Annotated in this window: 13 protein-coding genes, 2 tRNA genes and 1 pseudogene; 5 read left to right on the forward strand and 11 right to left on the reverse strand. The window is 68.0% G+C overall.

Going from position 1 to position 24,702, the window contains the following annotated elements:
• Entirely contained in the window at positions 1-1,059 is a 1,059-nt protein-coding gene (locus AC50X6_RS01810) for an EamA family transporter (RefSeq protein ID WP_494964604.1), read from the forward strand.
• A gap of 718 nt (positions 1,060-1,777) precedes the next feature.
• Here AC50X6_RS01810 and AC50X6_RS01815 read toward each other — a convergent pair.
• Both AC50X6_RS01815 and AC50X6_RS01820 read right to left on the reverse strand, forming a co-directional pair.
• The gene (locus tag AC50X6_RS01815; protein ID WP_494964605.1) at positions 1,778-3,274 is read right to left on the reverse strand and encodes a dihydrolipoyl dehydrogenase family protein; all 1,497 of its coding nucleotides are present in this window, start codon (positions 3,272-3,274) and stop codon (positions 1,778-1,780) included.
• 324 nt (positions 3,275-3,598) lie between these two features.
• Positions 3,599-3,672: transfer RNA gene (locus AC50X6_RS01820), tRNA-Arg, on the reverse strand.
• A 284-nt stretch (positions 3,673-3,956) separates the two neighbouring features.
• Between AC50X6_RS01820 and AC50X6_RS01825 the strand changes: the two genes are divergently transcribed.
• A complete protein-coding gene (locus tag AC50X6_RS01825; RefSeq protein WP_494964606.1) occupies positions 3,957-5,789 on the forward strand; it encodes a phosphoenolpyruvate carboxykinase (GTP) in 1,833 nt (610 codons plus the stop codon).
• 141 nt (positions 5,790-5,930) lie between these two features.
• Here the strand turns inward: AC50X6_RS01825 and AC50X6_RS01830 are convergent, their stop codons facing one another.
• The 4 genes from AC50X6_RS01830 to AC50X6_RS01845 all read right to left on the reverse strand — a co-directional run bounded on the left by AC50X6_RS01830 (position 5,931) and on the right by AC50X6_RS01845 (position 9,684).
• Positions 5,931-7,091: a globin domain-containing protein gene (locus AC50X6_RS01830; RefSeq protein ID WP_494964607.1), complete on the reverse strand. Its 1,161-nt coding sequence runs from the start codon at positions 7,089-7,091 to the stop codon at positions 5,931-5,933.
• Between the two features lie 183 nt (positions 7,092-7,274).
• A complete protein-coding gene (locus tag AC50X6_RS01835) occupies positions 7,275-7,724 on the reverse strand; it encodes an RrF2 family transcriptional regulator (protein ID WP_494964608.1) in 450 nt (149 codons plus the stop codon).
• A 20-nt stretch (positions 7,725-7,744) separates the two neighbouring features.
• Positions 7,745-8,215, reverse strand: coding sequence for a hypothetical protein (locus tag AC50X6_RS01840; protein ID WP_494964609.1), 471 nt, complete (start codon positions 8,213-8,215; stop codon positions 7,745-7,747).
• A 50-nt stretch (positions 8,216-8,265) separates the two neighbouring features.
• Entirely contained in the window at positions 8,266-9,684 is a 1,419-nt protein-coding gene (locus AC50X6_RS01845; protein ID WP_494964610.1) for a phosphomannomutase/phosphoglucomutase, read from the reverse strand.
• 138 nt (positions 9,685-9,822) lie between these two features.
• Between AC50X6_RS01845 and AC50X6_RS01850 the strand changes: the two genes are divergently transcribed.
• The gene (locus AC50X6_RS01850; protein WP_494964611.1) at positions 9,823-12,024 is read left to right on the forward strand and encodes a RecQ family ATP-dependent DNA helicase; all 2,202 of its coding nucleotides are present in this window, start codon (positions 9,823-9,825) and stop codon (positions 12,022-12,024) included.
• Between the two features lie 87 nt (positions 12,025-12,111).
• On the opposite strand, the gene AC50X6_RS01855 is transcribed toward AC50X6_RS01850, so the two are convergent.
• The 3 genes from AC50X6_RS01855 to AC50X6_RS01865 form a co-directional block, all read right to left on the reverse strand.
• Positions 12,112-13,755 carry a phytoene desaturase family protein gene (locus AC50X6_RS01855; protein ID WP_494964612.1) on the reverse strand — a complete coding sequence of 548 codons (1,644 nt, stop codon included), beginning with the start codon at positions 13,753-13,755 and terminating at the stop codon, positions 12,112-12,114.
• A gap of 115 nt (positions 13,756-13,870) precedes the next feature.
• A tRNA-Ser gene (locus AC50X6_RS01860) sits at positions 13,871-13,958 on the reverse strand.
• A gap of 144 nt (positions 13,959-14,102) precedes the next feature.
• Positions 14,103-16,421, reverse strand: coding sequence for a prolyl oligopeptidase family serine peptidase (locus AC50X6_RS01865; RefSeq protein ID WP_494964613.1), 2,319 nt, complete (start codon positions 16,419-16,421; stop codon positions 14,103-14,105).
• An 86-nt stretch (positions 16,422-16,507) separates the two neighbouring features.
• On the opposite strand from AC50X6_RS01865, the gene AC50X6_RS01870 reads away from it, so the two are divergent.
• A complete protein-coding gene (locus tag AC50X6_RS01870; protein ID WP_494964614.1) occupies positions 16,508-18,565 on the forward strand; it encodes an FAD/NAD(P)-binding protein in 2,058 nt (685 codons plus the stop codon).
• Between the two features lie 84 nt (positions 18,566-18,649).
• On the opposite strand, the gene AC50X6_RS01875 is transcribed toward AC50X6_RS01870, so the two are convergent.
• Together AC50X6_RS01875 and AC50X6_RS01880 are read right to left on the reverse strand one after the other, a co-directional pair.
• Positions 18,650-23,218, reverse strand: coding sequence for an ExeM/NucH family extracellular endonuclease (locus tag AC50X6_RS01875; protein WP_494964615.1), 4,569 nt, complete (start codon positions 23,216-23,218; stop codon positions 18,650-18,652).
• A 505-nt stretch (positions 23,219-23,723) separates the two neighbouring features.
• A pseudogene (locus AC50X6_RS01880) lies at positions 23,724-23,927 on the reverse strand (hypothetical protein); the annotation flags it as partial.
• A gap of 149 nt (positions 23,928-24,076) precedes the next feature.
• On the opposite strand from AC50X6_RS01880, the gene AC50X6_RS01885 reads away from it, so the two are divergent.
• On the forward strand, positions 24,077-24,619 hold the full coding sequence (locus tag AC50X6_RS01885) for a GNAT family N-acetyltransferase (RefSeq protein WP_494964616.1): 543 nt from the start codon (positions 24,077-24,079) through the stop codon (positions 24,617-24,619).
• Positions 24,620-24,702: the final 83 nt, after the last annotated feature.

A 24,702-nucleotide genomic window follows, 5' to 3' on the forward strand; every position in this document is an offset into this window, starting at 1 on the left:
GTGAACCCTCGCCATTCCGCCCTGGCCCTGCTCGTCGCCGTGCTGTGGGGCGTCAACTTCGTTGCGATCGACCTTGGCCTGCACCCGGACGGGGCAGAGATGCCCCCGCTGCTCTTCGTGGCCATGCGCTTCACGCTGGTGGTGATTCCGTGCATCTTCTTCATCCGGAAGCCGGACGTCAGCTGGCAGGCGGTCGTCGGCGTCGGACTCCTGATGAGCGCCGGACAGTTCGGCCTCCTCTACCTGGCCATGGCGCTGGGCATGCCCGCCGGCCTCGCCTCCCTGGTCCTGCAGGCGCAGGTGCTGCTGACGGTGCTCCTGGCGGCCGGCTTCCTCGGCGAACGGCCCAGCCGCCGGCAGTTTGCCGGCGTGGTGCTGGGCGTCGCCGGCCTGGCCGTCGTTGCGGTCGGACGAAGCCTGGTGGCCCCGGTGCTGCCGCTCATCATAGTGCTGGCCGCTGCTCTGTCCTGGGCCGCCGGGAACATCGTGGTCCGAAAGGCGAGGGCTGCCTCGGGGCTGAGCCTCGTGGTGTGGTCTGGCGCCGTGGTCCCGCTGCCCCTGCTGGGCCTGTCGCTGCTGGTCGACGGCCCGGCCGCGGTGTCGCAGGCTTTTGTGGAGGTGCAGCCGGTGACCATCCTGAGTGCCCTGTACACCGCGGTTTTCGGTTCGCTCGTGGGCTACGGCATCTGGAACCGGTTGCTGGGGCTCTACCCGTCCTCCGCCGTGGTGCCGTTCACGCTCCTGGTCCCCGTGGTGGGGATGACGACGGCGTGGCTGGTCCTGGGCGAGGTGCCGTCTCCGGCCGATGTGACCGGAGGGCTCCTGCTTCTCGCCGGGGTGGCGACGGCGGTACTGGGCTTTGGGGGCCGGGCCCCCCGCGCCGGCCCTGCGCCGGGACCGCGGGCTCAGCGCCGGGGCGAGGTCGTCGCCGAACGGCGTGCCGGGGACGTCGCGGGGGACTTGGCTGGAGACTTGGCTGCGGATGCGCCGCCGGCAGATGACGCCGGACGCTTGGCCGCGGAGGATGCCGCCCGCGGAGCAGGTACCCGGGCCGACTGAGCCCTGGCCGGGGATGCCGGGCGGGATGAGGACGCGCGGACTGTGGGTCTCCGGGGAGCGGCGCCCCTGGATGTCGACGCCGGGCGGCGCCGCGGGGCGGGGGCGGCGCCGCGCGGACGCCGTCCCGGGAGCACCGTTCCGGCAAAGAGCAGCAGCAGCGTGGCGGCGCCGGATGCCGCCGCCAGGTAGAAGTACAGGTCCGGCTGGTCGGAATCCACCCGGGCGGACATGGCATCCGGATCGGCGTTGAACGCCAGCCCCCATTGCCGCAGGAACGCGATGCCGAACGCAATGAAAAGGACGCTGCCGATCCCGCTGGCCACCAGGGTGGTGTGCCGCCGGCGGATGACCACCTCGGACACGCACGCCACGTACGCCGCAACGGAGGCAGCCAGGAACCACAGGCCCACGGTCCCGTGCAGCGTGATGCCGGCCAGCGCCAGCAGTGCCAGGGCAGCGAAAAACGCCCCGATGGCAATCCTGCCGCTGATACCCATGTGGCGCATGTGATCCATCATCCCCGAAAAGAGCTATTTCACGAGCCAGCCGCGCATGGACGCCACAATCGCGGTGACACTTTGTTGCCGGGTCCGCTCCGGGTTGTAGGTCTGCCGGTCCAGGCCGACCACCAAACAGCCCCTATGATGGCAATCTCCAAGCTGCCCCGGGACACGGCAGGATCCACCGGATAGACGGCAGCCGCCGCGTCAATGGCCGTTCAGAGACCGTACTCTTCGAGCAGCCGGAGCCAGACCTCGCTGATCGTCGGGTAGGACGGCACGGCATGCCACAGCCGCTCCAGCGGGACCTCGCCCACCACGGCGATGGTCGCGGCGTGAAGCAGTTCGGCCACGTCCGGGCCGACGAAGGTGGCACCGAGCAGGACCCTGCGGTCCTCGTCGATGACCAGCTGGGCCCAACCGGCGTAGTAATCGGCGTGCAGCGCGGACCCGGCCACCTGGATGGGCAGCTCCACAGAAGAGACGCGGAAGCCGTCCTTTTCCGCCTGCTGCGGGCTCCGGCCCACACTGGCCAGCTCCGGGTCGGTGAAGACGACGTTGGGCACGGCGTGGTCATCGGCGGTCTGTGCGTAGCGGCTCCAGGGTGCCGGCTCGCCGTCGAGTTCGCCCTTGGCCCTGGCGGCGATGGCGTCGCCGGTGGCGCGCGCCTCGTATTTTCCCTGGTGGGTCAGCATGACCTTCCCCGCGGCATCGCCGACGGCGTAGAGCCAGTGGCCGTCGTCTGTGGTTCCGGTGCCTTTAGGTCCGGAGGCTGGTGTCCCGTTGACCGCTGGTCCGGATACCAGGCCGGTGGAATCGGTGTCCAGCAACAGGTTCTTGCCGTCTGCGGCGGCGAGTCCTACGCTCTCCAGCCCGATCCCTTCCAGAGCGGGGTGCCGGCCGGTGGTGACGAGGAGCTTGTCCGCCGTGACGGTTCGGCCGCCGTCGAGGGTCAGGGTGAGGGAGCCGTCGTCGTTTTCGCCGACGCCCGTGGTGCCGGTGTGGAGATGGAGGTCGACGCCGTCCGCGCGCAGGCCCGCCGCAACCAGCTCCGCGGCCTCCGCCGGGAACATCCCCAGCAGCGCGCCGCGCGCCACGAGTGTTACCGCGGCGCCCAGCCGCGCGTAGGCCTGGGCCAGTTCGGTGCCGGCCACGCCGCCGCCGAGCACGGCCAGCCGTGCGGGAATCTCGCGGGCCGACGTCGCCTCCCGCGTGGTCCAGTACTCGACGTCAGCCAGCCCGTCGATGGGCGGCATGGTGGGGGTGGATCCGGTCGCCACGACGACGGCGTGCCGCGCGGAAAGCGCGTAGCTGTTGCCGTCCAGCCCGGCGACCTCCACCTTTCGCGGCCCCGTGATCCAGCCGTGGCCGCGGATCAGCTCGATCCCGGTCTCCTCGACCCATGTGACCTGGCTGTCGTCCTGCCAGTTTGAAGTGAAGGAATCGCGACGCTTGAGGACGGCGGCCACATTAAGGGTCCGGGTGACGGCCTCCTGAGCGCCCGGGACAGTCTGTGCGCCGTGGAGCGCGGTGCCAGGCCGCAGCAGGGCCTTGGAGGGCATGCAGGCCCAGTAGGAACATTCGCCGCCCACCAGCTCCGCCTCGATCAGCACCGCGGTGAGCCCGCCGCGGACCACCCGGGCCGCCACGTTCTCGCCCACGGCGCCGGCGCCGATCACAATGACATCGAATTCCCGCTCAAGCTGTGCCGTCATGGCAAAAGCCTACGCCCGGGCTGTGACCGTCCGAGGACCGGCCTCCGGGGTGTCGATCCCGCGGCAGCGGCGGCACGGACCCCGCGTGATCTACGTGGCGGAGGCGGGGGCCAGATATTGGCGGCCGCACTGTTCAATGCCCACTTCGACTCAACGCCCACTTCGACGGTATCCGGCGAATTCCCGCTATGTCGGGCAGCAGCTGCCGGCGGCTGTTTCGAAACTGACAGTTCCGATGGTATCCGCGAGCCTGCGTTGTCTGACACAAAAAATCCGCACCGGCGGACCGGTGCGGATCGTCCTACTGTGTCTCACTTCAATCTGTGCGCCCAGAGGGATTCGAACCCCCGGCCTCCTGTTCCGTAGACAGGCGCTCTATCCAGCTGAGCTATGGGCGCATTTTCGGTTCTTGGAGCTTCTCGCCCCCGAACCTCGAATTACTTTACGCGAGGTGGGGCCGCAGTTACAAATCGAAGGGGTGAAATCTGACAAACTAGACCGGTCTACGTGACCTTAGTCACAGATTTGACAGCGAATGACACAGAATGACAGGGCAGTTCGTTGATTTTCCGGTGTTTTTGAATCCGGCGGTCCGGGTCATCCCATGTCTGGGCCCGAAACTGGGCCCCGCACGGCACCTAGCATTTAGGACACACGACTGAACCCGAGGAAGGGAACCGTAATGGGAGATCTGGCGCGACTGCCGTTGCTTGAAAAGGCACCCACCACACATGCCGGCCTGCTGGCATGGGTTGAAGAGGTGGCTGAGCTGACCCAGCCGGACCGGATCCACTGGGTAGACGGTTCCGAAGCAGAGAACACGCGGCTCACGGACGAGCTCGTCGCCGCGGGCACACTGACCCGGCTGAACGAGGACCTGTTCCCTCAGTCCTTCGCGGCATTCTCCGATCCCGCTGATGTTGCCCGCGTCGAGGAGCAGACCTTTATCTGCTCCCAGCAGGAACGCGATGCGGGCTTCACCAACAACTGGATGGCACCGGCGGAGATGAAGGAGAAGCTTCGCGGCCTTTTCGCCGGCTCTATGCGCGGCCGCACCATGTATGTCATCCCGTTTGTCATGGGCCACCTCGACGCCGCGGATCCCAAGTTCGGCGTGGAGATCACGGACAGCGCCTATGTTGTCGCGTCCATGCGCATCATGGCCACGATCGGCACCGAGGTCCTGGACCGCATCACCGCCACTAACGCTTTCTTCGTTCCTGCGCTGCACTCCCTCGGCGCCCCGCTGCCCGCCGGACAGGCCGACGTCGCGTGGCCCTGCAACCCGGACAAGTGGATTGTGCACTTTCCCGAGGAGCGCTCCATCTGGTCCTACGGCTCCGGCTACGGCGGCAACGCCCTGCTGGGCAAGAAGTGCTACGCCCTGCGCATCGCCTCGGTCATGGCCCGCGATGAGGGCTGGCTCGCCGAGCACATGCTGATCCTCAAGCTCACCTCGCCCGAGAAGAAGTCCTACTACGTCTCCGCTGCCTTTCCGTCCGCCTGCGGCAAGACCAACCTGGCCCTGCTGGATCCGACGATCGAGGGGTGGAAGGTCGAAACCCTGGGAGACGACATCACCTGGATGCGGATCGGCAAGGAAGGCGAACTGCGCGCCACCAATCCGGAGGCCGGCCTGTTCGGCGTGGCCCCCGGCACCGGCTGGGGCACCAACCCCAACGCCATGCGCGCCATCGCCAAGGGCCACAGTATCTTCACCAACGTCGCGCTGACCGATGACGGCGGGGTCTGGTGGGAGGGGATGACCGAGGAAGTCCCGGCGCACCTGACCGACTGGCAGGGCAACTCCTGGACGCCCGATTCGGACCTGCCGGCAGCCCACCCGAACTCCCGTTTCTGCACGCCGATCTCCCAGGTCGACATGCTGGCCGAGGAATACTTCAGCCCGGACGGGGTGGAGCTGTCCGCGATCCTGTTCGGCGGCCGCCGCAAGACCACCATTCCGCTGGTGACGCAGGCCCGCACCTGGTCCAACGGCGTCTTCATGGGCTCTACGCTTTCCTCGGAGACGACGGCTGCCGCTGCCGGGCAGGTGGGCGTGGTCCGCCGCGACCCGATGGCCATGCTGCCGTTCATCGGCTACGACGCCGGTGACTACCTGAAGCACTGGGTGGATCTCTCCGCCAAGGCCAACCAGGATCGCCTGCCCACGATCTTCCTGGTGAACTGGTTCCGCCGTACAGCCGACGGCGGCTTCGCATGGCCAGGATTTGGTGACAACGCACGCGTCCTGAAGTGGGCCATCGAGCGCATCGAGGGCAAGGCGGACGCCGTCGAGACCCCCATCGGCTATGTCCCGGCCGGCCACTCGCTGGACCTCACCGGCCTGGACTTGACCCCCGCCCAGGTGGAAGATGCCGTCCGCGTCGACCGTGAGGAGTGGCGCACCGAGCTGGCTTCCATCGAAGAGTGGTACGCCAGGTTCGGTGACTCGCTGCCCGCGGCCCTGCGGTCCGAGTTCGACGGCCTGAAGGAACGGCTGGCGGCCCAGTAGCGGCCAGCATGTTCGGCTGACAACGACGGCGGCCCCGCACCTTGCGAATGGTGCGGGGCCGCCGTCATACTCTCGTCGATTGCTCCGCAACGGCCCTTTTGAGCCCTCATAAGGGCCGTTGCGGAGCAATCGATGAGTACCTTAGCTGGCGAGCCAGATGTCCGGGCCGAAGACCTCGTAATGGATCTTCGTGGCCGGGATGCCTGCATTGATGGCCTCATTGCGGATGCTCTTCATAAAGGGCAGCGGACCGCACAGGTAGAGCGAGGCGTTGGCAGGCAGATCGACCTCACGCAACGACATAAAGCCCTGTCTGGCGCCGGCTTCCGGGCGCTCAAGCCAGAGCTGGAGGTCGGCGCCGTCGAGGCGTTCGACGTCGTCCGTCATCTGGGAGCGCAGTGCCCAGGACTCCAGGTCGCTTTCCGCGTGCAGGACCAGGACCTGGCGGTCCGAGCCGGATTCGGCGAGGGAGCGCAGGATGGATGCGGTGGGCGTGCAGCCGATGCCGGCCGAGGCCAGGACCACGGGGCTGTCGCCTTCTTTGAGGGTGATCTCGCCATAAGGGTTGGAGATCTCGAGCAGGTCGCCAACCTCAACGCTGTTGTGCAGCACGGGGGAGACCTCGCCGCCGTCGTCGATCTTGGTGGTGAAGCTGCGGCTGGTGCCGGCGTTGCCGGAGAGGGAGTACTGCCGGACCTGGCGGAGTCCGTCCGGCAGGGCGACCTTGACGCTGACGTACTGGCCGGGGAGGGCGGGGGTGATGGGGGTGTCGTCGGCCGGTTCCAGGGTGAAGGTCAGTGAGCCCGTGCCGGCGGGAACCTTGGCGGCGACCTTCCAGGTTGTCCACATCACGTCGTTGGCCTGCGCGGCGTAGAGGCCCTTTTCGATTTTGATCAGGGCGTCGGCCATGAGCCAGTAGACCTCGGTCCAGGCCTCGGCGATCTCCGGGGTGATGACCTCGGCCAGGTCCTCGGCAATGGCGGCGAAGAGGTGCTCGTAGACCACCTGGTACTGCGGTTCGGTGATCCCGAGCGAGGTGTGGCGGTGGGCGATGCGGGCGAGCACGGTCTCCGGCAGGGTGCCGGGGTTGCTGACCAGGTGGCTGGCGAAAGCTGCGATGCTTCCGGCCAGGGCCTGCTGCTGGTTGCCGGAGCGCTGGTTGGAGCGGCTGAAGAGCCCGTCCATGAGTTCCGGGTGGGCGGCGAACATCCGGGCGTAAAAGTTCGGCGTGATGTGCCCGATCCGGGATCCGACCAGCGGCAGGGTGGCCTCGATGATGGGGAAGGATTTGTCCGAGAGCATGCTGACTCCTGAGATAGGGGCCCGGTGGGTCTGCTGCCGGACCGATGAAAATACCTGCATTTAAAATACGAGTATTTATACTTCAGTTCTACAGGGAGTAGAAAAGTTGTACAAATCGGCGGACTTCCCGGGCGTGGCGGGCTGGGCGAACGGGAGGCCCGGCTCCGGCGATCCGGGCCCGGCTCAGAGACCGGGGCGCAGCCCGATCGCTTCGAACACCGGCGTCATCTGCCGCGATGTCGGCAGGGATGCGACGACGATGTCGTCCAGTTCACTGTAAAAGGCCTCCCGGGCGCGGGACAGGGCGCCGCGGAGGCGGCATTCGTTGATCAGCGGACACGCCCCGGCGGCGCTGACGCAGTCCGCCGGGTCGGCCCGGGTGTCCAGTTGGCGCAGGAGCCGGCCCACTGTGGCATGCCGGCCGGCGCTGCTGAGCCGGGAGCCGCCGCGGCGGCCGCGTTCGACGTCGACCATGCCCAGTTCGCGCAGCTTTGCCATCGCCTTGCTGACGTGGTTGTACGGCGTTGCGACGGCGTCGGCGATGCTCTGGGTGGTGAGGAGGCTGCCGTCGGGAGCGGCCGCGAGCACCATCATGGCGCGCAGGCTGACATCCGCGAAGGCGTTGATCTTCATCTCACCAGTTTACGGCCGGTCTAGTCCACCCAGACGCCGGGCTCGTTCGAATCGGCTGAGAGCTCGCCGAACTCCAGACCGCGCGTCGCGGGGTTCGCCGCGTAGGGCAGCACGGCGGCGAACAGCGAACCGTCGCGGTGTTCGGCGGCCACGTGGATGGCGTCCGAGTCTTCCTCGAGCAGCGTGATGTCGCAGACTACGGCGGCGGCACGGAACTCGTCCCGGTGCTGGCGCAGCAGTTCGGTGAGGTCGCCGATCATCGAATCGGCATCAAAGTCAGCATCGCTACCCTCGGCCGCGTCAGCGGGGGTCACGGCCACCAGCCGGACCTCGCCGTCGTTCTCCACCACGAGGGCGAACGGCAGGAAACCGCCGTTGCGCTCCAGCTGTTCCTGGGCGGCGCCGACTCCGGTGCCGAGCAGGTTCTCCAGATCGGTGGCGCTGGACTCGGGGACCGAGCCGCGCCAGGAGCCAGCGGGAGGTTCGGTCATTTCCGAGGGCATCTCCGAGGGCATTTCAGACGGTGCTCCTGGCATCCCGCTTAGCCCCGGACCAGCGCCAGGACGCGGTCGCGGACGCGCTCCATGGTGGCGGTGTCGGTGGCTTCAACGTTGAGGCGGAGGAACGGCTCGGTGTTGGAGGGCCGCAGATTGAACCAGAAGCTGCCGTTGTTGGCGATGAAGGTGCTGCCGTCCAGATGGTCCACCTCGACGTCGTCGGTCTGAAAATCGCGCCGGACCCGCTCGACGGCCGCGGCCTTGTCCTCGATTTCGGAGTTAATCTCCCCCGAGGACCTGTAGGGTTCGTATTCGCGTCCGAGCTCGGAGAGCGGCCCGTCCTGCTCGCCGAGGGCCGCCAGAACGTGCATCGCCGCGAGCATGCCGGTGTCTGCGTTCCAGAAGTCACGGAAGTAGAAGTGGGCCGAGTGCTCGCCGCCGAAAATGGCGCCTTCAGCGGCCATCACGGCCTTGATGAAGGAGTGGCCCACGCGGGTGCGGACCGCCCGGCCGCCGTGGCGTTCCACAAGTTCGGGGACGGCGCGGGAGGTCAGCAGGTTGTGGATGACGGTGGGGTTTTCCTCGCCGATACCCTGGGCGCGGGCGATCTCGCGGCGGGCCACCATGCCGGTGATGGCCGAGGGGGAGACGGCGTCGCCCTTTTCGTCGATCACGAAGCAGCGGTCCGCGTCGCCGTCGAACGCCAGCCCGATGTCCGCGCCGTGCTTGACGACGGCGGCCTGCAGGTCGCGCAGGTTCTCCGGTTCGAGCGGGTTGGCGGGGTGGTTCGGGAACGAGCCGTCGAGCTCGAAGTACAGCGGGATGATCTCCAGCGGCAGCTTGGGCAGCAGGGTGTCGCCCAGCACTGCGGGCGTGGTGAGGCCGGCCATGCCGTTGCCGGCGTCCACCACCACCTTGAGCGGGCGGGTGCCGCGGAGGTCCACGAGGCTGCGCAGGTACTCGGCGTAGTCTTTCAGGACGTCGTGCACGCCGATGAGGCCTCGGCTGGCGGCGGCAGGGATGGACCCGGCATTGAGGTACTGCTCGGCGAGGGCCTGGATCTCCACGAGCCCGGTTTCGGAGGAGATCGGGACGGCGCCGGCCTTGGCCATCTTGATGCCGTTGTATTCGGCCGGGTTATGGCTGGCAGTGAAGGTGGCTCCGGCCGCGTTGAGGGCGCCGCAGGCGTAGTACAGCTCGTCGGTGGAGATCAGATCCAGGAGCTGGACGTTGGCGCCGCGGCGGGCGGCGCCGCTGGCAAAGGCCTTGCTGAACTCGGGGGAGGAGGGGCGCATGTCGCCGCCCACCAGCACCGTCTGTCCCTCGAGGTGCAGGACGTCGACGAACGCGGCCCCGACTGCCTCGACGATTTCGGCGGTGATGGATTCGCCCACAATGCCGCGCACGTCGTAGGCCTTGAAGGAGGCCGAGAGGTCAAAAGTTTTTGTCTTTTCCGTAGTCACGCCTCCTATCGTACGTTGAAGCCGTCCTGCCCTGTGGGGGAGCAGCGCCGGTGTGTGGGGGAGCAATGCCGGTGTGATTGTCCACATGTCCGGGCACCGGGCTTCGTTGCTGGCGAAGGGGGCTGGGATACTGGAGCAATGGCCAATAACCTGAATGCTGCCGTCCTTCCCGCCGCCAACCCAGCTCATGCCTCCGGTTCCGCCGGGGTTGCCGGGACACGGGAACAGGCCCAGGAGGTGCTGCGTGAGCTGGTGGGGCACCCCGGCGCGGAGTTCCACGACGGCCAGTTTGAGGCCATAGCGGCGCTGGTCGACGGCGGCCGGCGGGCCCTCGTTGTGCAGCGCACCGGCTGGGGAAAATCGGCCGTGTACTTTGTCTCCTCCCTGCTCCTGCGCCGCCGCGGAGCCGGCCCCACCCTGATCGTGTCCCCTTTGCTGGCCCTCATGCGCGACCAGGTGGCGGCCGCCGCCCGGGCCGGTGTCCGCGCCGTGGCCATCAATTCCGCCAACCAGCTGGACTGGGACACCGTCCGCGAACAGCTCGCGGCCGACGAAGTCGACGTCCTGCTCGTGTCACCGGAACGGCTCACCAACCCGTCCTTCCGCGAAAACCAGCTGCCCGAACTGATCCGCCGCACCGGGCTCCTGGTGATCGATGAGGCCCACTGCATCTCGGACTGGGGGCACGATTTCCGCCCGGACTACCGGCGCATCGCGGACCTGATCACGCAGTTGCCGGATTCCGTTCCGGTGCTGGCCACCACCGCCACCGCCAACTCCCGGGTGGTCCACGACATCGAGGAGCAGCTGGGCACGGGCGTGCTCACCATCCGCGGCGCCCTGGGCCGTGAGTCACTCCGCCTGGGCGTGTTGACCCTGCCCGACTCCCGCGACCGGCTGGGATGGCTGCTGACGCACCTTTCGGATCTGCCCGGCAGCGGCATCATCTACACCCTCACCGTGTCCGCGGCCGAGGACACCGCACGGCTGCTGGCCGAGGCAGGGCACGAGGTGCTCGCCTACACCGGCCGCACCGACCCGGCGGACCGCGAACGCGCCGAGCAGCTCCTCAAAGACAACCAGGTCAAGGCCCTCGTGGCCACGTCCGCCCTGGGCATGGGATTTGACAAGCCGGACCTCGGCTTCGTGGTGCACCTGGGCGCGCCGTCCTCGCCGGTGGCGTACTACCAGCAGGTCGGTCGTGCCGGCCGCGGCGCGGCCAACGCCGATGTGCTCCTGCTGCCCGGCTCCGAGGACCGCGACATCTGGCAGTACTTCGCCACGGCGTCCATGCCCTCCGAGGAGAAGGCCGCCGCCGTGCTGACGGCCCTCGCCGAAGCGGGCGCCGCTGTGTCCACGGTGGCGCTCGAAGCGCGGGTTGACCTGCGCCGGACACCGCTGGAGCTGCTGCTGAAGGTACTGGCCGTGGACGGGGCCGTGGAACGCGTCGGCGGCGGCTGGCGCTCCACCGGCCGGCCGTGGAGTTACGACGCCGAGCGGTACAGTCGGATCGCCGAGGCCCGGGTGGATGAGCAGGACTCCATGGTGATCTACCAGGACACCGCGGGCTGCCGGATGGAGTACATCACCTCGGTCCTGGATGACGAGACCGCGCACGCCTGCGGCCGCTGCGACAATTGCTCCGGCCAGTGGTTCCCGGCAGATATCTCCGCCTCCGCCACGCAGGCCGCCGGCAAGACGCTGAGCCGCGCCGGCGTGCCGCTGGAACCGCGGCTGCTGTGGCCCAGCGGCATGGACCGCCTGGGGGTCCCGGTGAAGGGCAAGATCAAGCCCGAGGAAAGCCTCGCCACCGGCCGGGCGCTGGCGCGGCTCACGGACCTCGGCTGGGGTGGTGCGCTGCGCGAATCCTTCGCCGCCGGAGCACCGGACCGCACAGTGGATCACGGCATGTTGCAGGCCTGCGTCCAGGTCCTGCGCGAGTGGGGCACCGGAGACGCACGCACACCGGGCTGGAGCGGGGCAGGCCGTCCCGCAGCGATTATCAGCATCCCGTCGCGCAGTAAACCTGCGCTCGTTGATTCGCTGGCGCGCGGCATCTCGGAGATCGGCCGGATCCCGTACCTGGGGCAGTTGCAGCTCGAACACGGCGGACCGACCGGCGGGCGCGGCGGAAACAGCGCCTACCGGCTTGCCGGGGTCTGGGACCGGCTCGTGGTGGGACCGGAACTGGAAGCGGCCCTGGCCGGAATCCAGGGACAGGCCGTGATGCTCATCGACGATTTGGTTGACAGCCGCTGGACCGTGACCGTCGCCGGACGGGCCCTTAGGCTCGCGGGCGCCGGGGCGGTGCTGCCGCTGGTGCTTGGCCAAGCCGGCTGAGCCCGGCACTGAGCCCGGCACTGAGCCAGGACGCGCCCGCGCTGGGCTGGGCCCCTGCAGCGGGAAGGGCGTGAACGGGCATGGTGCTCAGGAGCCTGGCGTCGGGTCTGATTCCAGCACCGCCATCGCCGCGTTGTGCCCGCCGATGGCACTGACGGCACCCCCGCGCCGCGCCCCGGAGCCGCAGAGCAGGATTCGCGGGTCATCGGTCGCCACGCCCCAGCGCAGTGCCGGGGTGTCCAGACGAGCATCGTCCTCCACGAAGGGCCAGTCGAGCCCGCCGTGGAAGATGTTGCCCCGGGGCATGCCGACGGCCCGCTCGATGTCGAGGGTGGTCTTGGTTTCGATGCAGGGCCGGCCGTCCGGGCCGGTCAGCAACAGCTCCTCGACGGGTTCGGCCAGCACCGAGTCCAGCGACTTCAGCACGGCGGACTGAAGCTCCGCGCGCCGTTCCTCGTTGTTGTCCGCCGTGATCAGCCGGTCCGGGACATGCAGTCCGAAGACCGTGAGGGTCTGGGCCCCGGAGGCCTGGAGTTCCGGGGAGAGGATGCTGGGGTCGGTGAGGGAATGGCAGTAGATTTCGCACGGCAGCGGATCGGGCACGGTTCCGGCGGCAGCACTGAGGTAGGCGGCGTCGAGCTGTGACCAGGCTTCATTGATGTGGAACGTCCCGCCGAAGGCCGCTTCCGGACTCACGGTTTCATCCAGCAGCCGGGGAAGCCTCCTGAGCAGCAGGTTCACCTTGACCTGGGCTCCCTCGCGCAGATGGTTGGGGTTCTGCGTGGTGCGCGGCGCGGGGGAGCCTGCCGGGGCGCCGGAGTTCCGGAGCCGGTCAAGCACCACCGGCGCCACGTTGGCGAGGACCCACTGCGCCGTGGCCGTGTGGTCCGCGCCGTCGTGGCGGAACTCGACCACCCCGCCCGGCCGGACCGCCGTGACATCCGCGGAGGTCCGGATGGTTGCGCCGGCCTCCCGGGCGGCGCGTTCAAGTTCCCCGGACACCGCGCCCATGCCGCCGATGGGAACGTCCCAGTCGCCTGTTCCGCCGCCGATCAGGTGGTAGAGGAAGCAGATGTTCTGCTGGAGGTCTTCATCGTCCGCCCGGGCGAAGGTGCCGATCAGACCATCGGTCAGGACCACGCCGCGGAGCAGATCGTGCTGCAACTCGTCGGCTATCACCTTGCCGATAGGCTGTTCGATCACGGCCTCCCAAGCGTCAGCCGCGCCGGCCCGGACTGCCAGGGCGCGGGCCTCGGACCGGGTCCGCAGCGGCGCCGTCATGGTGGGCCAGAGGGCCTCGGTGAGTTGGCGGCACCCGGCGTAAAACTCGGTGAAGGCGCGGAATTCGCCGTCGCGAGCGCCGACGGCGGCAAAGGACGCGGCGGTGGCGGCGGCATCCTCGTTGTCGATCAGCAGGGCCCGGCCACCGTTGTTCGGGTCCGGGGTATAGGACGAATAGCGGCGCCGTGCCAGCCGGATCTGCAGGCCGAGGTCGTCGACGATCTGCTGCGGCAGGAGGCTCACGAGGTAGGAGTAGCGCGAAAGGCGGGCGTCGACGCCGTCGAACGCCTGGGCTGACACTGCGGCACCGCCGGGGTGCCCGAGCTTTTCCAGCAGCAGGACCTTGCGGCCGGCCTTGGACAGGTACGCTGCTGCGGCCAGGCCGTTGTGGCCGCCGCCGACGATGATCGCGTCAAACGCGCTGGTGCTCGACTTGGGGTTGCTACGCATGGGCCTATCCTGCCAGCCGGCGACGGCCACGGCGACTGCCGCGCCGCGGAGGCAGATCAGGGCGAATGTGCGCCGGACATGCAGAAGGCCCCGGTCCAGGGACCGGGGCCAAACGCGGAGACGGGGGGATTTGAACCCCCGGTGGAGTTTTGCCCCACACTTCATTAGCAGTGAAGCCCATTCGGCCGCTCTGGCACGTCTCCATTTGCTGATAACCAGCCCACCAAGAATACGCAGAAGGGGGCATGCAGCGCAAAACGGCCAACGCGGGGTCACATCGCGCCCATGTCAGGCCGCCGGATGGGCCCGAAGTGACCCCGCGTTGCTTGGCCGCGGGGCGGTCGGCCTCAGGCTCCGCGGCCGGCCAGCGCACGCCACAGGAAGTGCTGGCTGCGGCTCTGCAGGGCCGCGGCCTGGCGGTTGTCCGAAGCCCCCGAATGGCCGCCCTCGAGTGCCTCATGGAACCAGACGTTGGGGATGCCCATCGCCTGCATCCGGGCGGCCATCTTCCGGGCCTGGACAGGACCCACCCGGTCGTCCGATGTTGCCGTCCAGATGAACGTCTCCGGGTAGTCCACGCCGTCCCGGAGCAGGTGGTAAGGCGAGAACGTCCTGATGAAATCCCACTGCCCGGGCACGTCCGGGTCGCCGTATTCGGCGATCCAGGAGTGCCCGGCGGACAGCTTTGTATACCTGCGCATGTCCAGCAGCGGCACCCCGCAGGACACGGCGCCGAAGAGCTCGGGGTACTGGGTTAGCATGTTGCCGACCAGCAGTCCGCCGTTGGAGCCCCCCACGCAACCTAGCCGCTCGCGGGAGGTGACGCCGCGGGAGATCAGGTCCCGGGCCACGGCAGCGAAGTCCTCGTAAGCCTTATGCCGTTTCTCCTGCAGCGCGGCGCGGTGCCAGGACGGCCCGTATTCGCCGCCGCCGCGGATGTTGGCGACCACGTAGACGCCGCCGCGGCTGTGCAGGGCATCCTCCTCCTGGCCGGCCGATTCCGCGGTGCGCCGTTCCAGCCAGGCGCGGCCGATCGCGCCGCTGTAGGCCGGGGTCCGCGAGATCTCGAAGCCGCCATAGCCGGAGAGCTGGGTGGGGTTCTGGCCGTCCAGCGCGACGTCGCAGGACGCTACCTGGAAGTACGGCACACGGGTGCCGTCCTTCGAGACCGCGAAGTGCTGCAGGACCTCGTAGTCCGCTTCGTTGAAGAACGACGGCGAGGTCCGGATCACCTCATGCGAGCTGGCCACGCCGCTGCCAGCCCCGCTGCCAGTTCCGGGGCCAGTTCCGGTGGGGTCGGCACGGGTGAGCGTGCCCCGGGTGAGCGTGCTTGGTGTGGTGAATCCGGTGGCCACGAGCCAGAAGTCGTTTCCCGCGCCGGAGGCCCCGGCCTCGGACACCGAAGCGGACCCACCGGTGCCGTCGTCACCGGAGTCCCCGGCGTCGTCTTCGTCGTCCACCGCGTAGGCATTGACATCGTGCAGCGGCGGGCAGGCGTCCAGCGCGGTGGAGGCCCAGGCGGTATCGGTGCCGGGGCGCTGCGGATCGAGAACCCGGATCTCCGAGGAGACGTCGCGGAGCAGGTTCAGCAGCAGGAAGTCCCGCGTCCAGCTCCAGGACTGCAGGGAGGTGTGGGCGTCCGGGGTGAACAGCACGGACAGCTCCCGGCTGCCGGCCAGGAAGGCCTCGAAATCGGCCGCGAGGAGCGAGCCCGCCGGGTACGTCGTGCCGTTGACGGTCCAGTCCTGCTGCGGCCGGAATAGCAGCCATTCGCGGTGCGAGCTCAGGTTCACGTCCGCGGGCACGTCGAACTGCACCCACTCCCCGTCGCGCAGCACCGAGGTGCTCTTCTCGAAGAAGCTGATCCAGTCCACGGCGAAGGTCCGCTCGAAACCGGGGGTGGAGTCGTGGGCCACGAGCGCCATCATGTGGTCTGCGGGGATTTCGAACAGCCGCTCAGCCGAGGCCAGGGAGCCGCCGCGCCGCAGCTTCACGGCGGTCCGGGCATAGGACGACGTGGTGCTGGGAAGCCCCTCTGCCGTGCTGGCCACCAGCAGGGTGTCTTCGTCCAGCCAGGAAGCGTTGCCCTTCGCCGTCGGGAGGTCAAAGCCGCCGGCGGCGGGGTCCACAAAGCTGCGGGACCCGACGTCGAACTCCCGGTAGCGGTTCGCGTCGCCGCCGTCGGGGGAGAGGGCCAGCAGCGCCAGCCGGTGCGGCCCGCCGTCGGCCGGGCGGAGGAAGCTGGCGCCGTGGAAGACCCATTCCTCGCCTTCTGCGGCGGCCAGTGCGTCCACATCCAGCAGCGTTTCCCATGCGGGGGATCCGCCCCGGTAGCTCTCCCAGCCCGTCCGGCGCCACAGTCCCTTGGGATTCTGCTGGTCCTTCCAGAAGTTGTAGTACCACTCCCCGTGCTTGCCCACCATGGCGATCCGGTCGGTGGAGTCGAGGACCTCCAGTATCCGGCCCTCAAGCCCGGCGTACTCCGCGTCCTCGAGCAGATCCTCTGTGCGGGCGTTCTGTTCACGGACCCAGGCCAGCTGCTGCCCGCCGTAGATGTCCTCCAGCCAGCTGTTCTCGTCGACGGGTACGGGGGCGGTTTCCTGATCCGCGGCGTTGCCGGAAGGGCGGCCGGACGCGGGCGGGTGAGCAGCTTCAGTGGTGGTCATTTTCCCATCCAAGCAACATCTGCATACCGGTAGCAAGTCAAGCCGCCCGTCCGGTGCGCGGGCCGCATGCGGATACTCTGGATGCCGTGGGTAAATCGCAGAGCATCCGGACGGCACTGATAGGCGCCGGCCCCCGGGGCACCAGCGTGCTGGAGCGGATGCTCGCCAACTGGGCCCCGGCCGGCCCCGGCGACACCCTGCACATCGACGTGGTGGATCCCTACCCCGCGGGTCCGGGACACGTCTGGCAGCCTGGCCAGTCCCGGCTGTACCTGATGAACACGCAGTCCTTCTATCCCACGGTGATCCCCGAGGACCCCGACCTTGCGCCGCCGCTGGCTGGCCACACCTTTGACCGCTGGCGCGAACTCCAGCAGCAGACCCCGCATCCTTCGCTGAACGCAGAGGAACGCGCCGAGCTCGCCGGGCTGGGCTCCGCGGACTTCCCCAGCCGAGCCCTGTACGGGCGCTACCTCAGCTCCACCGTCGAGGAGCTGATGGGCCGCCTGCCCGCCGGCGTCACTGTCGTCTTCCATCCGACGACGGCGGCGTCAGTCCGGCATGCTGCTGCCGCGGGGGAGGACGGACGAACGATCTTCGACGTCGAACTTGCGGACGGCGCGGTGCTCACCGTCAACGCTGTGGTGCTGGCCCTGGGACACCTTGAATCCCGGCTGAACCCGGAACAGCGGGAGCTGCGCTCCGCCGCGCAGGAGCTCGGCCTGCTGTACCTGCCCCCGGCGGCCCCGGCCGACGTCGACTGGTCCCGCGTGCCGGCGGTCAAACCCGTGCTGGTGCGCGGCATGGGCCTGAACTTCTTCGACGCCATGGGCCAGCTGACCGAGGGCCGCGGCGGGCGCTTCCTGGCCGGGGACGACGGCGGCCTCAGCTACCTCCCCTCCGGCCGCGAACCGCTCATCATCGCCGCCTCGCGCCGCGGCACCCCGTACCGGGCCAAGGCCACCCTCACCGGGTACTACCCCGCGGCCGTGACGCTGCGCTACTTCACCGGGAGTGCGCTGGCGAAGTTCGCTGCGGCAGGGATCCGGCCGGCCTTCGACCACGATCTGTGGCCGCTCCTGCACCGCGACGCCCTCTGGGCCTACTACTCAACACTGGTGCGCTCGCAGCCGGGCGCGATCCGCACGGACCCGCACGAATTCCTGTGGGCTCTGGAGGAGTCACTGCACCCGCACGCGCACACCACGGCGAAATGGGCGGACGGCGTGGATTCCGTGATCGAGGTGCACGTCCTTGCCGCGTACCGGCTGGACCTGCTGGGACTGGCGGCGCCCCTCGCCGGGCGGTCCTTCGCTTCCCGGGCCGAACTGGATGCCGCCGTCGTGGAGTATCTGCTCGATGACGCCCGGCGTTCCGCTCTCGGGGAGGACGACCCGGTGAAGATGGCCATCGGTGCCCTGCACCATGGCCGCGCGGTACTCAAGACGGCCGTGGCGGACGGCGGCATCACTGACGAGTCCTGGGTGGCCGGGCTCCGCGGCTGGTTCGAATCGTTTGTCGAAGGCCTCGCCAGCGGACCGCCCGCGCTTCGTGCCGAACAGCTCGCCGCCCTGGTGCGGGCCGGCGTCGTCCGCTTTGTGGGACCGGACCCCAGATTCGGTGTGGACCGCAAGGCCGGGACGTTCACAGCGGTGTCCCCGTGGGTCGGCGGCGGCGGGGCGGGCCGGTCCGGCGGCCCTGAAGTCGACCCCCACGACCATGCCGACCCCCACGACCATGCCGTGGCGGCCGTGGCCATGATCGAGGCGCTCGCCCCGGCCAACCGGCTGGCAGTCAACGAGTCACCACTGCTCGAACAACTGCTCGCCGAGGGGCTGGTGCGCGCGCGCCTCATGATGACCGCGGAAGGCACCCCGGTGCAGACCTCCGGCCTGGACGTCGCTCCCCACCCGTACCGGCCGCTGGGCGCGAACGGCTCGGTGACGGACGGCCTCTACGCCCTCGGTTTGCAGCTTTCCGCCACGCAATGGGGGACCGCCATCGCGGCCGAAGCCCGGCAGAAGGACGGACCCGTCTACCGCAGCGGCCAGCGGACCCTGCGTGACGCCGATGAGATTGCCCGCGCCATCCTTGGCCGCTACGCCCGCCCCGCGGAAAATGGGCATGCCCTCCGTCCGGGCTGAGCGACGGACATATGGGCTATATGTCCAGCGCTGCAGCCCGGGGGAGGGCATGCTCACCGGTGCGGGGCCGCAAGGGCTAAGACACTAGCCCCTGAGGCATTTCTGGTACTGGAACCAGGCGATCGTGTACTTGATCCAGCCCTTGAAGTCGTACCACTTCTTCGGCGGGACCGGCGCGGTGCACGTCGGCGGGACCGGGGTGCTGGCGGCGACCTTTACCTCTGCTTTCACCACGGTGCCGGATTCGACGGCGGTGAGCACCACGGTGCCCGTGCCGGCGGAGGCGCCGGCGGGAACTTTCACGTCCACTGCGGCCGCACCGGCGGAAACCGGTACCGTGCCCAGCGCTGTGACGGCGCCCTTGGCATCCGCGAATTCGGCGCGCAGCGAGGTGTTGGCCGGGCTGCCCAGCGACGTGAGGTCCAGCTTGGAGAGGGCCAGGGTGATGGACTCCCCGCGCTTGACCTCGGCGGCCGTGGTGTTGACGACGGCCACGGAGCGGCGCGCGAAGTCCGGCGAGACCGGGTTGTTGGCCTGCAGATACTTGATCCACGCGTCACGGTCCACCAGCCCCGAGTCCTTGGTTCCGGTGCCGGACTTGAAGATGCGGAAGTTATCGCCGCCTGTTGCCAGGAAGTTGAATGTACCGATCCGGTAGGACTTCGCGGGGTCAATCACCGCGCCGTTGATCCGGATCGAGGTGATCCGGTCACCGGCGGCGCGGGCGGCGTCGTAGGTGTAGTTGACGTTCTTGGACAGGCCCAGCTGCTGGTACGCGCGGCTGGGGACCGTGCCGTCCGGGTTGGTCTGCCACTGCTGCTCCAGGAGCGTCTTGAACTGCGCACCGGTCAGCGACGTGGTCCACAGATTGTTCACAAACGGCAGGACCGCGTTGGCCTCCGCGTAGCTGATGATCCCGTCCGGCGCGTAGTACAGCTCGTTGCGCAGGCCGCCCGGGTTGACGACGCCGACCTCGGCAGCACCGAGATCGGGAGCCTTGAGTGAATCCACAAGGGAATCCGCGACAAGGTTGCCCAGGGTGGATTCGCTGCCGCGGTCATCACGTGAGGCCGGGGTGGTGGCGGTGGCGGGCGTGAACGCGGTGGTGATATCCGCGGTCACCTTCCCGACCGGCTGGTTGCCGACCACTGCCGCGTCGGCCAGGGCCTTGTCCGCGATGGTCTTGACGGCGGCGACCCGCGGGTATTTCGCCACGAGGTCCGCTGCCGGCTGGTCCGCGGAGGTGGTGCGCTTGACGTTGCCGGCCTTGTAGCCGGTGACCGACATGGTCTTTGTGTCGATGGTCAGCTGGATCTGGCCGATGAACTCGCCGTAGTTGCCGGTCTGGACGATCGGGCGGGTCTTGCCTTCAACACCCGGGACCGGAGCGTCCCAGGAGTACTGCTTGTGGGTGTGACCGTTGAAGATGGCGGCGACATCCGGGGTGACCCCGGTGACCATCTTGGCGAAGGGGCCGCCGGCGGCGACTTCCTGCGCCAGGGTGGAGCCTTCGGGCGCGCCGGAACCGGCGCCGTCGTGGTTCGCCACAATGATCACGTCGGCGAGCTTGCCCGCCTTGATCTTCGCGGCAACGCGGTTGACGGCGTCGACGGCGTCGCCGAACTCGAGGTCGGCGATGCCTGCGGGGGTGACCAGCGAGGGTACTTCCTGGGTGACGGTGCCGATCACGGCGACCTTGACGCCGTTCATGTCGAGCACGGTATATTCCGGCAGGACCGGCTCGGTGGTGCCCTTCTTGTAGACGTTGGCGCCAAGGTACGGGAACTTGGCGTTGGCCCCGCCCGCGATGACGCGGTCACGCAGGTCCGCCCAGCCGCCGTCGAACTCATGGTTGCCCACGGCCGAGGTCCGCAGCTCGAGGGCGTTCAGCACATCGATGGTCGGCTGGTCCTTGGCAACGGCCGAGGCAAACAGCGAGGCGCCGATGTTGTCGCCGGCGGAGAGGAAGGCCGTGGCGCCGGGGGCAGCCGCGGCGCGCAACTTCTCGATGGTTCCCGCGAAGAACACGGTGTTGGAATCGATGCGGCCGTGGAAATCGTTGATGCCGAGGAGGTTCAGCTCAACGCTGGCGGGGGTGACTGGCAAGTTCAGTCCCACCACCACCGGATCGTGGTCACTTGCCCGGAACTGGTCCGGAGCGTAGTAGTTGGTCACGTTGTTGTTGAAGCGGCTGTACTCCAGGGCGACGGACTCCACGGAGTTGATGTTCCAGATGTCCGCGCCGGTGACGACGGCATTGGCGCCCGGTGAGGCGAGGATGTGGTCCAGCGAGCCCGCCATCCCGCCGAAGAGGTAGGAGTGCTTGGCGGACCCGTCGGCGTTCCTGGCCTTCTCGTCCTGGTTGATGTAGCCCGCGGACGTGAAGACATTGATCGGGTCTTCCTTGGCATAGGCGTTGAAGTCGCCGATCAGGAAGACCTTGTCGGTGCCCTTGGACGCCTGCAGTTCGTTGGAGAAGGCGAGCAGGGACTTCGCCTGCGCGGTGCGGGCCAGGTTGGAGTTGCCCTGCCCCTTGTCGGTGTCGTCCGGCGTTGCGGCCGAGCCCTTGGACTTGAAGTGGTTGGCGACCGCGATGAACGTCTTGTCATCGGCGGCGCCGACCGGCTTGAAAACCTGGGCCAGCGGCTTGCGGGCATTCGCGAAAGCGACGGTGTCGTTGTGGATGATGGACTCGCCCACCGGCTCCGCTGCGGACTTCTTGAAGATGAAGGCGGTACGGATCACGTCCTCGTCGGCCAGCGGGGGAGCGTTGGCGGGCGTGCGGACGTAGTCCCAGATCCCCGGTGTAGCGATGTTCAGGGAATCGACCAGCTTGGCCAGGGCATCGTCCCGGTTCTTGCCGAACTTTGCCGAGTTCTCGATCTCCATGAGGGATACGACGTCGGCGCCGGACTTGGAGATGGCGGCCACGATCTTGTCCTGCTGGCGCTGGAGATTTTCGGCGTTGGCGGCGCCGCGGGCGTCGCAGCCGCTACGGACGGTGACCGGGTTACCGGCGCGGTCCGTGTAGTAGCTGCAGCCCGTGAGCATGTCCCCGGTGGTGGGGAAGTAGTTGAGCACGTTGAACGAGGCGATCTTCAGATTGCCTCCCACGGCCGCCGGAGCCTCCGTGCGCGTGGTGGCGCCGAAGCCTGCCGGCTGGACCGCGTCCGCATTGGCGGCGGTCAGCTGGGTCAGCGGCTGGAATTTCCAGGACTTGTTCGCGTAGCTGAGCACAACGTTGGTCTTGAAGCTCACCGGCGCACCGACCCGGACGGGATCCGACGTCGTCAGGTAGGGGAGCACCTGGGCCTTGGTGTCCGCGTCCTTAAGGAAGTTGGTGGTGGCGCCGTCGTCGAGCTTGATGCCACGTGCGGCGTTAGCGGCGACGGTAGCGGTGTATTCGGCGGAGCCGAACGGTGCGACGGCGGTGGGCTGCTCCAGCGGGGTGGTTCCGCCGGCCAGGCCGATCTCGCCGTACTGGTTCAGCGAGTAGTTGTCGGAGACGGTCACGGGCCCCTGCGGGGTCAGCAGCATCCCTTCGAGGGACTCGCGGAAGGCTTCCTCGGCCGGGAGGGCGAAACCGGTGGGCTTGACCTCCGGGGCGGCCTCGGCGAGTTTCTTGAAGTCCGCCGCAGCGGCGACCGTCACTTGGGTCATGTCGAAGAATTCGCTGACGGCGCCGGTCACTTCAACGTAGTCGCCGATCTGGACGGAACCGGCCGTGGCAGCCGAGAAGACGAAGACAGCGTCCGACGCCGTGTGGTTGGCCGGCGTCAGATCGCCGCCGGTGCCCGGTGTCTGGATGTAGTAGCCCGAGAATCCGCCGGTGGGGAACGTGGCGGTGACCCTGCCGCGGGTGGTGACTGCGGATCCGACGAACGGGCTGGCGGTCCCGGTGCCCTGGATCTCGGCGATGGTCTTGACTGCAGGCGGGGTGACCGGGCCGGGATCGACGGGCGGGTCAACCGGGGCGGCTGCCCCGTTGGGGGCCTTGGGGGTGATCGTCGCGTTCAGCGCGAAGTCCGCGGAGTTGTTGTTGCCGTCCGGACCGTTGCTGCGGTTGATGCTCTTGACGTCGGTGGTGCTCGACGGCGCCTTTGCTGCCTGGGTTTCGAAGGTGTTGGAGCTGCCATAACCGAGCAGGTCAGCGACGCCGGCGGGCTCGATGACCGAGCCGGTGGCCAACGGGCTGACGGCGGTTGCCTGCTTGGCGAGCACGATGGTGCCGGTGGTGCCGCTGGGGGCGAACTTGGTTCCTGCGTCCAGGTCTGCCGCCGGCAGATCCGGGGCCGTGGATGCCGGGGAGTTGCCGGCGGCCTTGATGAGGTAGAACCCTTTGGCGGCAATACTGCCGGTCAGTGGAACCACGTTTCCGGGGGCGGCCGTGCCGGCGGCCGAACGGTACTGGAGGGACCAGCCGTCCAGCGACACCGCGGCGTCCGAGGAGTTGTACAGTTCCACAAACTTGCTCTTGAAGGCCGCTCCGGCGCTGCCGCCGCTGAGGTATGCCTCGTTGATGATGACCGGCGATGTGCCGGCCACTGCCGGGGAGACCTCCACGGCAAACGCCGGCACTGCTGCCAGCGGCGCCGCGACGAGCGCCGCGGACAGTGCTGTGCCCAGCGCTGTTTTCCAAGGTATGTGTTTCATCCGCTCTAACTCTCATTAGGGTGCCCGGGTAAGGGCTGGGTGGAATGTGTCCGGGTGGTACCCGCGGACCGGCCGGTCTTTGCTCCTGGTCAAGCAGTTTCCGGCACAGCAAAACAGAGTTGAATGAACGCGGTGTGTATTGCGCGTGCATTCGGCGAGACGTCCCCCAGCGGGACGTGTCACAGCCGGCACGGAGACCCCAACGGCGACCCCGGAGACGGTGTTGGCGGAGCTTCTGACGTGCGTCAGTAGAACTATGCGCGGCCGCTCAGGTTCCGGGCATTCCAACAGAATACCGGCCGGTATCCGACGCGGAACGGGCTGTCCGGTATTTCCTGCAGCAATTCTCTTGAAGTGTTTCCTCAGTTTTTGCTGAAGATTTTTCGGGTTTTCGGGTCTTACCGGGTCTTCCCGGGTCGGAACGCCGGGTTCGGCGACGACTTCGAAGCCGCAGCGCGCGGGCCACCCTCGCCGCAGCCGCAGCGCGCGGGCAGATCAGGGCGAATCAGCACCCGGCATCCGCCCTGATCTGCCCGAGCGACGACCGATACTCCCCGATGACGAGGATGTTCGCGGCAGCTTCGATGCCGTCGTCGATGATGGTTTCGAGCTGGTTGGTTTTCAGGACGCGGGTGATTTGAGGGAACAGCCGCTCGAGGAGCCGGAACTTACCGCGGGTGATGCATTCAATTGCGGCGATTGCCCGGGAGAAGCCGAGGCGGCCTGGGAAACGCGTATGTGCTCCCAACTTTTCGGAACTCAGGAATTGGGGGCAGGCTTATCAGACCTTGCCCAGCGGGGTCGCTGATCGGACGGCCGAGCGTGAATGGATTCGGCGATTCGGACTAATGTTGACCGATGATTGAATCGCATCCACTAAGCGAGACCGTCAGCATGCGCGTACTGCACCTGAGCGATGCGGGAGCGCTTGCCGCCGCATACGTGCGCAACCGGTCATACCTTGCACACTGGGAGCCAGTCCGGCCCGAGGAGTATTACACCGAGGCTTGGCAGGCTTCCGACATTGCCAACCGCCTCGCTGCGCATGAAGCCCGGGAGGGGTATCCGCTCGGACTGTTTGCCGGCGATACACTCGTCGGTCGATTCAACGTGGCCGGAGTCGTGCGCGGTCCGTTCCAGAACGCCGGGCTGGGGTACTGGGTGGACAGCGACTATGCAGGCCGCGGGCTGGCGTCTGCTGCGGTCCAGAGGATAGTCGACTTGGCCCGCGATGAACTCGGACTGCACCGCATCGAGGCGAGCACACTTCGGCACAACGTTGGCTCGCAGCGGGTGCTACAGAAGGCCGGATTCCAGCAAGTTGGTATGGCCCCGCGATACCTGCAGATTGCCGGAGAATGGCAAGACCACAACCTCTACCAGCTGGTCCTGCACGACTGAAGGGTCCAGCTCAGCCAAGCTGCCAGAGCTCCGCTTTGACCAGGATCCGCCAATTGGCGATTGCAGAACACCGCCGAATACCG

The sequence above is a fragment of the Pseudarthrobacter sp. HLT1-7 genome, assembly GCF_059383435.1.